A 10,548-nucleotide genomic window follows, 5' to 3' on the forward strand; every position below is an offset into this window, starting at 1 on the left:
AGTGTCGCCGCGCCCGTTCACTTGTAGTTGAGGATTTCCAGGCGCAAGGTTCCCTTGGGGATCTGCACTTCCACCACGTCCCCGGGCTTCTTGCCCAACAGGCTTTTGCCGATGGGGGAAACCGAAGAGATTTTCCCCGACACCACGTCCACGTCTTCCGGACCCACCAAGGTGTATTCCAACACGTTATTGTTCCCGAGGTTCTTCACCGACACGATGGCGCCGAACACGATGAACTCCGAGCCTTCGGCGCTGGCGACCATGATCTCCGCCCGATTGATCTTGTCCTCGAGCTCGTTGATCTTGGCCTCCAGCTGGCCCTGCTTTTCCTTGGCGGCATGGTATTCGGCATTCTCGGAAAGGTCCCCCTGGGCGCGGGCGGCGGCGATCTCGGCGATGATGGCTGGGCGTTCCACCTTCTTCAGAACGTCAAGCTCCTGGGCCAGGCGATCGTACGCCTGCTGTGTCATCGGTATCCGGTTATTGTGCATATCGTCTCCAGGGATTCCCCAAGCCAGGAAGGCTTTGGCCGTTAGGGCCGCCTTCTCCGCATCGGGGCCTTCCAGTTAGGAAGCCCCGGCAATGTGCGGGAAAGAAATAGTCCTCAAACGAAGATCGCGAAGGATAAAACTTCACGCATGGCCTGTTCAGCCAACCACTCGAATAAATAGCAAATTATCCGTTTCTGGGCTGGAATTCTAATTACTTTGCAAACATTTTGCGGGTTTTTATGCATAATGTCACCTTTCCCGGCGGATTTTCGGCTTGGGGCCTTAGCTGCGGGATCAAGAAGAATGGTAAGCCGGATCTCGGGGTTTTGGTGTCGGAGCCTTCTGCCCAGGCCTTCGCTGCTTTCACCCGGAACGCCGTCAAAGCGGCCCCGGTCCTCTATGATCAAAAGGTCTCCGATGCGGGCGCCAAGGTCTCCCATGTGCTGGTGAACAGCGGCAATGCCAACGCGTGTACGGGCGAACGCGGCTACGCCGACGTGGAAGCCGAAGTAGCGGCCTTGCGCGAAGCGGCCGGGCCAGCCGGCGCGGTGATGGTGTCCTCCACCGGCGTTATCGGCGAGTACCTGCCGATGGAAAAGGTGAGGTCCGGCATCGCGCGCCTGTTCGCGCCGGGGGCGAAATCCTCGGCCTCGCCTTTCGTGCACGCCATCATGACGACGGACACCTTCGAGAAGCGCGCCGAACGCATGTTGTCGTTGGACGGCCGCGAAGTGCGGCTGGGCGGGGTCGCCAAGGGCGCCGGGATGATCCGCCCGAACATGGCCACCATGCTGGCTTATCTCACCACCGACATCGGCCTGGAAGCCGATTACCGTGACGCCTTCCTCGCCAGCGTGGAACGATCTTTCAATTCCATCTCCGTCGACGGCGACATGAGCACGAACGATACCTGCCTGCTGCTGGCGAACGGGGCTTCGGGCGTCCGCTATGCGGCCCTGTCGCCGGAAGGCCGCCGCGCCTTCGACTTAGGCCTACGCGAATTGATGGAGGACCTCGCCCGCCAGATTATCCGCGATGGGGAAGGGGCCACCAAACTGGTGACCATCGACGCCGTGGGCGCCCGTTCGGATGCGGACGCCAAGAAGGTATGCCAGGCCATCGCCAACTCGCCCCTGGTGAAGACGGCCTTCTTCGGCGGCGACGCCAACTGGGGCCGGGTGTTGGCGGCCGCGGGCTATTCGGGAGCCGATCTGATCCCCGAAAAAACCAATTTGGAATTTTGCGGTGTAAAGGTTCTCGAGAACGGCGGCCGCGCGGAATACGTCGAAGCCGAGGTAGCCGGGCGTATGAAGGAGAAGGACGTTTCCGTGCGCATCGATTTGGGCCTGGGCCAGGGCGCCTGGCGCTACTGGACTTGCGATTTCAGCTACGACTACGTGAAGATCAACGCGGATTACCGGACCTGATTCCGCGGCGGGAGCGGAACCGCGCCTCTTCTCCCGGATTTGCTAACTTTTCGGACCGATAAAGCGCAGGGAGCCGCATGCAAAAGCATTTAAAGGACGTCGACCCCGAGATTTCCGCCATCATCGCGAAGGAAACGCGGAGGCAGGAAGAGGGATTGGAATTGATCGCTTCGGAAAATTCCGCCAGCGTGGCCGTGATGGAGGCCTCGGGCTCGACCTTGACCAACAAGTATTCGGAAGGGTACATCGGCAAGCGTTATTACGGCGGCAACGAGGTGATCGACGAGATGGAGACCCTCGCCATCGCCCGCGCCAAGCAACTCTTCGGCTGCGAGCACGTGAACGTCCAGCCGCTCTCCGGATCCCCCGCCAACCTCGCGGTCTACATGGCCCTGGTCAAGCCCGGCGACAAGGTGCTGGGGCTCAAGCTGGATCACGGCGGGCACTTGTCACATGGCCATCCGGTCAACTTCTCCGGCCGCAACTACACCTTCGCGCAATACGAGGTCGACGAGAAGACCCACCGCATCGACATGAACAAGGTGCGGGAGATCGCCCTGCGCGAGCGCCCGAAGATGATCATCGCCGGCTTCTCCGCGTACTCCCGCGACATCGATTGGAAGGCTTTCAAGTCCATCGCCGACGAAGTCGGCGCTTCGACCTTCGCCGATATCGCCCATGTCGCCGGCCTTATCGCCGGCAAGGCGCTGGAAAGCCCGGTTCCGTTCTTCGACGTCGTCACCACCACCACCCACAAGACCCTGCGCGGGCCCCGCGGCGCCATCATCATGTGCAAGGAAAGCTTCGCCAAGGAAATCGACCGCACCGTTTTCCCCGGCATCCAGGGCGGCCCCCACGACAACATCAATGCCGCCAAGGCGGTCTGCTTCAAGGAAGCCCTGCAGCCGTCCTTCCAGGATTACGCCCGGCAGACCATCAAGAACGCCCAGGCGATGGCGGGCGAGTTGATGAAGCGCGGTTACAAGATCCTGACGGACGGCACCGACAACCATCTGATGGTCGTGGATCTGCGCAGCAAGAACCTGACCGGCAAGGTGGCCGAAATCGCCCTGGAGAAGGTGGGCATTTCCTGTAGCCGCAGCACCATCCCTTTCGACACGCGCAAGGCGATGGATCCTTCCGGCATCCGCCTGGGATCGCCCGCCTTCACCACGCGCGGCATGGGCTTGTCCGAGGCCGTGCAGATCGCCGCCTTGGTGGACGAGGCCATCATGAATGCCGCCAACGACGGCAAACTGGCTTCGATCGGCGGGGCGGTAAAAGAGCTGTGCCGGAAATTCCCCCTGTACGGAGGCATCGCTTAACGCGTGTTCGGGCCCCTCGCCATGATCGCGGCCGATCCTTCGGTTAACTTGCGCGTTACTCCCCCTGCCCATCCCTTGCTGGAACGGGCCGCGCGGGTCATCCGCGAATACCGGGTGGACGGCAAACGCATTTTCCCCAACGCCTACCTGGCCCCCATGTCCGGGGTCACCGACCTGCCTTTCCGCCGGCTCATCTCCCGCCTTTCCGGCGGCCGCACGGGTCTGCTCGTCTCCGAGTTCATCACGGTGGAAGGGCTGACCCGCCTCAATCCCCGCATCTGCCGGCAAATGGCATTCATGCCCGAGGAACGGCCGTTCACCGTCCAGATCTACGGGGCCGAGCCGGATCGCATGGCCTGGGGCGCCGCCATGGTCGAAGAGGCCGGCGCCGATTTCGTCGAGATCAACTGCGGTTGCCCCGCCCCGAAAATCGTCAGCAAGGGCGGGGGATCGGGATTGCTGCGGGACCTCGGCAACCTGAAAGCGATCTTGTCCCAGGTTAAGCAGGCCGTGAAGATCCCCGTGACCGTGAAGGTGCGGGTGGGCTGGGCCGAAGATCAGATCAACCTGCTGGAAACCCAGAAGGTGGTGGAAGGCGAAGGCGCCGCCGCCCTGGTCATCCACGGACGCACCCGGCAGCAAGGCTATAAGGGGCTGGCCAACTGGGACCTGATCGCCCTGGCCAAGTCTCAGGCGAAGATCCCCGTCATCGGCAACGGCGATATCCTGCGCGTCGAGGACGTCATCGATAAGCTGGAGCGCTACGGGGTGGACGGCGTAGCGGTCGGCCGCGGAGCCATGCACAATCCCTGGCTCTTCGGCCAAATCGCCGATCTCTACGAGGGGAAGGTACCGCAAGAGCCCACCTTGGATGAGCATAAGGCCCTGTTCGCCGAATACCTGCAACTGCTCCGCGAAGAGTTGGATATAGAGGGGCGGGTGCTCGGGAAACTCAAGCAAATGGCCGCGCGCGTGCTCAAGTGCCTTCCCAACGCGAAGGGCGGCCGTACCGACGTATTGCGATCGCAAACGTTGAACGAGTTCTTCGACAATTTGCACAAGCTGTTGGAGTCGATCGAGGATTACCGCGGTCGCGCCCTCGAGTCCGTGCGCGAGCTGAACGGGAAAGAAGCCACCGAAGTGGAGTTCGGCCGCGATTACCGGAACTGACTGAAGCGGCTAATGGGTCCGTCCCGGTGCCGGGGTTGAGGTGGCCCCTGAACGGATTCACTCTGGTCGCGGCTCCCTTGGCCGGCTAACGCAGGTTCGGAAGCATCCTGACTTGCCGCCGTCCTTGGAATTCCACCTCTGCATAAACGATTCCCGCCTGGCGTGGCTGATAGAGCCTGGCCGCTTCCCGGCTCGTCTCCCATTCCCACTCCAGCCGCCCATCGATTCCATAGAGCCGGATGGCAGCCCCCGCGGGCAGCCGGAAAAGCCAGGCTCCCCCTCTCGGCAGGATGGACCAGGCCCCGCGCGGCGCTTCCGCCGATCGCACGGTCGAAACCGAATCCCCCGAAGTACCGAGCAGAACGAGGTTGTCGATCTTATAACGGGCATCGCCTTCCCCGTTGGCCCGGAAGAGCAGACCGTTGATCTGGCGCGCGAGCAGCGGCCCGGTCAGCGTCCCGCCCCAACCCTGTTGCTGGAAATCGCTCCACTTGAGCCGGACGGTACGCCAGGCCGAATCGGTGGCAGGCAGATTGGTTATGTACTCGTCATAGTTCTGGACGGTGTCCGTGGGAATGAGGAGGGTGAAGCTCCCCTTGTTCGAATGCCAGCTCGAATAGTCGAACTTGACGCCGACGGAGGTAGAAACCAAATCGCTGTCCAGCGGCAGCCGGGCTTCGGTATAGACCGTGTAGCCGAGGCCGGCGGGTTGCTTCAGGACGGAAGTGGCCAAGAGGGAGCGCCCCCCGGTGTCGCGCCCGGGAAAGGTCAAGGTTAAGCTTGAGGGCGACCCGCCCGCGGCATAGGTATACCACCGGGCCTTGGAAGGCTGATCGGAAGGAAGCAGTTCATCTTCGAACAGATCGACCACTTTTGTGGGTCGCGCTTTGCCCGTGATCTGGATGGGAATGGAATCCGAACCGCCCAGGCGAAGCCAACCGCTTTCATCCGAGGACGCGGCCACCTTGGCTATGAACGCCTCTTCCGGCCCGTCCCAAGCGCCGTCGATGGCCGCGAGTTCGATGGGCATGTCGCCGAGCCGGGCCTTAGGGGCCGCGGCGTCCGGCGCCCGCAGCAGGGTTCCCGAGATTACCAAGGTGTCGCCGGACTCCAGGTTCTTGCCGTTGGCGGCCATCTGCACCACGTGATCGCTAGCGGTGGCCGCCGCATTGCTCCGGACCACGGCCATCCCGAACGCCGGGATCGCGAGCCCGCCATCCCACGACTGCGGGAGGGGCCGCGAAGAGGGGCCCGCATTGGGCGATGCGAAGGCGGTCGAGGTGGCTCCGTTCCAGGCATATTGCCGCGAGGAGAAATCGTAGATGAATCCCCGCGCCATTGGCGTCGCGACGACGATCGAGCAGGCTACCGCCGACAGGTTATGGAAGATATAGGAGGTGTCGCGGCCGTCGGTGAGGGCATGCGCTTCCACCTGGCTTCCGCCCGCGACGGTAACGGCCATGGGCTGGGCGGAATCGATGGCCCAGGCCTTGGAGATCATCCAGTTGCCCCAATAGGGGGCGTTGGGGGCGAGCTCGATGGAGGAGGCCGCATTGGAGCTGGGCGGGACGAAAAGGGCCAGGGTACCATAGGTGCTACCCGTACTGCCGTCGGGATTGCCTCCGGTGGCGCCATAGGATTCCCAGTCGATGGACATGGCGTTGCCTCCGAACTTGTCCGCCAACTGTGCAAGCATGAGGGACATGCCGGTGGCATTCTCGGGGCGCATGGTCAGGTCCATGGATTGCACCGAAGCGTTGAATTCCGACAGGGAGACCAGCCGCGATCCGGGATCTTGCAGGCGTCTTTGCATCATGGCGGCAAGGGTATCGAGATTGGATCCAAGCCGGCGCATCTGCGCCAGCATCGCCGCCGGCGACGGGTTTCCCGTCTCCCAATAGGGATAAGCGTGGAAATCGATCCCGTCCAGGTAACGCTTACCGTCCGCGACTTCCGCCTCGCCCACGGCGCGCAAGAAGTCCTCCATCCAAGTGGTACCGTTCAATTCTGCGCTGCCCGTGGTGGCGAACTCCATGGTCGAATTCACGGGTCCCAGGATAAGGATATCCGGATCCACCGCTTTCATGGCCTTCGCATAAGCCAGGTATTTGCGCGCGTATTGCGCGGCCGAAACCGGTCCCCCTTCTTCCCAGTTCCCGTCGATTTCGTTGCCCACCTGCCAAAGCCGGATGCCCAGCTTTTTCTTGACGTTGGCATAGCGCACCCAAGCCGCCGCCTCCTCCGCCGTGCCCGTGCCGTAGTTCACGCAGATCAGCGCCTCCGCTCCGGAAAGGCCGGCCAGATAGTCCGTGAACATTTGGAAGGTCCAATACGGCGTGCCGGAACCGCCGTAATCGGTAGAGCGGATATTGCCGGGGTGGGTGGAGAGGGCCCAGGCCTGGCTCTGCTTCGCTTGGTTTGCCACGTTCGATGTCGCCAAAACGCCTTTCGACCAGGCGCGGATCTCGCCAATCTGCACCCCGCCCGGACCGATGCCCAAGGGCCGAACTGCCAGGAAGCGTACCGAGGCCGCTCCCAAGCGCAAGATGGTGGAGCCTCCCGCGACCGCATCGGCCGCATCCCGGGTGAAGGCGGCATCGGGCGAGATGTACGGATTGTAGCCGGTGGTCGTTACAGCCCCCGCCGCGACGCTGTCCGGACGCAACGCGCCCCATACGATTTGCACCGAGTCCAAGGCTTTGGCCGATCCAAGATCGATGGCGACCCAGGCATCGGTTCCGGCCGCGGGATCGCTCCACCAGATCGTGGAATCCACGCCGTCCGTCAGGTTGGACGGGAAGATCGATCCATAATTATTCTTGGTCGTCCCGCGATAGCGCGTACTCGAAAGGAATCCCGGCAGCACCGAATCGGCGGATGCATGCCAGATGCCGGTGGAATCGTACGCGCCGGCTCCGTTCCAGTGATAATCGTTCGACAGGCTGCCGTTGGGGAAACGGAACAACCGGAAGCCTTGTTCCGCCAAGCCGCGTTTCATGCTGGCGTAAATGGACGGCGGCGTCCAAATGGGTAATACGGTACCCGTCAACCTTCCCGTTCGCAAGGGAGCAGCCCCGTTATTCACCGCCCCGGGCGTGATCTGATAAACCGTGGCCGCGGAAGTAACGATGTGCGCCCCGAACAGGGCGAGAACGCAAAGCTTGACTCTCATGGAAAGCCTCCCAAGTCGATCCATTCAGTGGTCCCCCCCGGGAAATCCGTTCAGGTACGGAAGATATTTGGGCATCACCCGTGATTCGAACACCACTTGCGCTGGTAAGGGATGACCCGATCATGAATCCGTCCGATGGCCCGATCTTGATTACGCCTATGGGCCCGTCCTGGCTTTTACGAACATGGGGAGGATCGTGAACGAAGAGTGGATGACGGGGCGGGGCGCCGCGGGTCAGGCGCATGCGACGAAGCGAAATGCGCGGCAAGATCCCTGCAGGCGCGCCCCCGCATGTCGCGTCGATATCACCCGATGATTCGCGTTTGCGGGGGTAAGCTTAAGACCGGGCATCGAAGCAGCAGGGCCCAGTCGATCCAGCCGCGCAAGGGAGGACCAACGCGAGTCGTCGCGACGAACCCGCGGTGCCCCGCCCCGCCCTCAAGTATTCAGTGCGACGATCCGATCTTGATTTCGCCGAATTTCGAAAGTTGCGCCAGGACCTCGTCCTTGATCTGATCGCAGCGTTCCTGGGTAACGCCCTCGAAACGGGTCACCAAGGAAGGTTGCGTATTCGAAGCCCGCACCAGCCCCCATCCGCCGTCCAGCAGGATGCGAACCCCGTCGATGGCGATCACCTTGGCCCTTTGGGTGTAAAAGTCCACCGCGGCCTGGGCGATACGGAACTTTTCCTGGTCGTCCTTGCACTCGCAGCGGATCTCCGGGGTATTGAAATACTTGGGCACGCCTGCCAGCAGCTCGGAAGGCGCCTTCCCGGTCTTGTCGAGGATTTCGAGCAACCGGCAGCCGGCATAGATGGCGTCGTCGAAGCCGAAGTAGCGATCCGCGAAGAAGACATGGCCGCTCACCTCGCCGGCCAAGGGGGCGTTCTCTTCCGACATCTTCTTCTTGAGCAGGGAATGGCCCACCTTCCACATGATGGGCACGCCGCCCGCCTTGGTGATTTCCTGTTCCAGCGCCATGGAGGATTTCACCTCGTAGATGATCTTCGCTCCCGGGTGCGCCTTCAGGATGTCCTTGGCGTAGATGAGGGTCAGCAGATCGCCGGGGATCAGTTCGCCCTTTTCGTCGATCACTCCGATGCGATCCGAATCGCCGTCCAGGCCGATGCCCACGCGCGCGCCGGTCGCCTTCACCTTAGCGGAGAGATCCTTCACGTTCTCCCAAATGGTCGGATCGGGATGATGATTGGGGAAGCGCCCGTCCACCGTGTCGTTCATGGCGATGACTTCGGCGCCGATGCGCTCATAGACCTTGCGCGCGAAAAGCGCGCCGGTGGCGTTGGCCGGATCGAGCACCATCTTTATGGGTTTGGAAAGCTTGAATTTGGATTCCAGCCACTTGATGTAATCCTCGGTGATATCCTGGGCCGAGCGCTTGCCTTCGCCCTGGGCGAACTTGCCTTCCTGCGCGCGCTTGCGGACGTCCACGATATCCGCCCCGAAGATCGTCGTCTTCCCGATGCCCAGCTTCAGCCCGTTGTACTCTTTCGGGTTATGGCTGGCCGTGATCATGGCGAAGCCGTCTATCTCGAGATGGAAAGCGCTGAAGTAGCACAAGGGCGAGGTGATGATCCCGATGTCGACTACGTCGATGCCGGTGGCGAGGATCGCCTTGATGAATCCGTCCTTGATTTCCGGGGTATGTAGGCGCACGTCCCCGCCCACCGAGATTTTCTTCAATCCCCGCTCGCGCAGGACCGTGCCGAAAGCCCCCGCGATGCGGCGCACCGCTTCGGGGCCCAGGTCCTGGGGATGCAGGCCCCGGATATCGTATTCGCGGAAAATGGAGGGGTTGATGCTCATGGTTCTATTACCGTGTCCTTCGCGATCACCACGATACCCGACTCGGTCACGTGGAACCTTTCCCGGTCTTTCTCCGGATTCATGCCGACCTCGAAGCCCGGCGGGATTTTGATGCCCTTTTCCACGATGGCCTTATGCACGCGCGCGCCGCGGCCCACGTCCACATTGGGGAAGAGGATGGAATCGGTCACCATGGCGTGGCTGTGTATGCAGCAACCCGGCGACAGGATGGAATGGATGGCCTGGCCGCCGGAAAGGATGCAACCCTCGCATACGATGGAGTCGTAAGATGCGCCTTTGCGGCCTTCCGGATCGGATTCCCCGAATACGAATTTGGCGGGAGGCAGATTCCAATTGACCGTGCGTAAGGGCCATTTATAGTTGTACAAGTTGAAAATCGGCGATACGGCGCAGCAATCCATGTTGGCGTCGTAAAAGGCCTCGATGGTCCCGATGTCCTTCCAGTAGCCTCGGCTGGCTTCCAGTTCCCCGCGGATACGGTTCTCGTTGAAGTCGTAAACGTAAACGGGATGATGGTTATAGATGGAAGGCAGGATATCCCGGCCGAAATCATGCTGGGAGTTGGCCAGCTTGCTGTCCGAAAGCAGCTCCCGCACCAGGAACTTGCTATTGAAGATGTAATTGCCCATGGAGGCCAGGGACCAACCCGGGCGGCCGGGCATGGACTTGGGCCGGCTTGGTTTCTCTTCGAATCCGATCATGCGGCCGTCATCGTCCACTTCCACCACGCCGAAACTGCGGGCTTCGTCCTGAGGCACCGGGATGCAGGAAATGGTGGCCAAGGCGCCCTTGGAAATATGGTATTGCAGCATCTGGTTGAGGGCCATCTTGTAGACATGGTCCCCGCCGAATACCGCCACGTGGTCCGGGCGAACGTCACGGATCAGGTTCACGTTCTGGTAGATCGCATCCGCGGTGCCCATGTACCAGGAATTGCCGATGCGCATCTGCGCGGGCACCAGATCGACGTACTGATCGAGGTTGCGGTTCAAGTCCCAGGCCTGGGAGACGTGCCGGTTCAGGGAGTCCGACTTGAATTGGGTCAGTACCTTGATCTGGTAGAATCCCGAATTCACGAAATTATTGAGGACGAAATCGATGACCCGGTATTTCCCCGCG

General features: G+C 61.7%; 7 protein-coding genes. 3 read left to right on the forward strand and 4 right to left on the reverse strand.

All coding sequences use genetic code 11. From position 1 onward, the window contains the following. Positions 1-17: 17 nt before the first annotated feature. A complete protein-coding gene (gene greA, locus JF616_08560; GenBank protein ID MBW8887793.1) occupies positions 18-491 on the reverse strand; it encodes a transcription elongation factor GreA in 474 nt (157 codons plus the stop codon). A gap of 239 nt (positions 492-730) precedes the next feature. On the opposite strand from greA, the gene argJ reads away from it, so the two are divergent. From argJ to JF616_08575, 3 genes are all read left to right on the forward strand, one after another. Continuing rightward, the gene (gene argJ, locus JF616_08565; protein MBW8887794.1) at positions 731-1,918 is read left to right on the forward strand and encodes a bifunctional glutamate N-acetyltransferase/amino-acid acetyltransferase ArgJ; all 1,188 of its coding nucleotides are present in this window, start codon (positions 731-733) and stop codon (positions 1,916-1,918) included. Between the two features lie 77 nt (positions 1,919-1,995). Next, entirely contained in the window at positions 1,996-3,243 is a 1,248-nt protein-coding gene (locus JF616_08570; GenBank protein MBW8887795.1) for a serine hydroxymethyltransferase, read from the forward strand. A 3-nt stretch (positions 3,244-3,246) separates the two neighbouring features. Then, positions 3,247-4,413, forward strand: a complete 1,167-nt coding sequence (locus tag JF616_08575) for a tRNA-dihydrouridine synthase (protein MBW8887796.1) — start codon at positions 3,247-3,249, stop codon at positions 4,411-4,413. Between the two features lie 85 nt (positions 4,414-4,498). Here JF616_08575 and JF616_08580 read toward each other — a convergent pair whose 3' ends face one another. The 3 genes from JF616_08580 to JF616_08590 form a co-directional block, all read right to left on the reverse strand. Then, entirely contained in the window at positions 4,499-7,585 is a 3,087-nt protein-coding gene (locus tag JF616_08580; protein MBW8887797.1) for a hypothetical protein, read from the reverse strand. Positions 7,586-8,031: 446 nt separating this feature from the next. Beyond that, complete coding sequence (locus JF616_08585) at positions 8,032-9,408, reverse strand: phosphomannomutase/phosphoglucomutase (protein MBW8887798.1); 1,377 nt, start codon at positions 9,406-9,408, stop codon at positions 8,032-8,034. Continuing rightward, positions 9,405-10,548: glucose-1-phosphate adenylyltransferase (locus JF616_08590; protein ID MBW8887799.1), on the reverse strand; the 1,144-nt coding region annotated here is incomplete at its 5' end. The genes JF616_08585 and JF616_08590, both read right to left, overlap by 4 nt.

Source organism: Fibrobacterota bacterium (assembly GCA_019509785.1).
GTDB lineage: Bacteria > Fibrobacterota > Fibrobacteria > UBA11236 > UBA11236 > Chersky-265.

Excerpts from the sequence above, each read along its gene's own strand:
- greA (MBW8887793.1), bottom strand. The coding sequence starts at position 491 with ATGCACAATAACCGGATACCGATGACACAGCAGGCGTACGATCGCCTG.
- argJ (MBW8887794.1), top strand. The coding sequence starts at position 731 with ATGCATAATGTCACCTTTCCCGGCGGATTTTCGGCTTGGGGCCTTAGC.
- JF616_08570 (MBW8887795.1), top strand. The coding sequence starts at position 1,996 with ATGCAAAAGCATTTAAAGGACGTCGACCCCGAGATTTCCGCCATCATC.
- JF616_08580 (MBW8887797.1), bottom strand. The coding sequence starts at position 7,585 with ATGAGAGTCAAGCTTTGCGTTCTCGCCCTGTTCGGGGCGCACATCGTT.
- JF616_08585 (MBW8887798.1), bottom strand. The coding sequence starts at position 9,408 with ATGAGCATCAACCCCTCCATTTTCCGCGAATACGATATCCGGGGCCTG.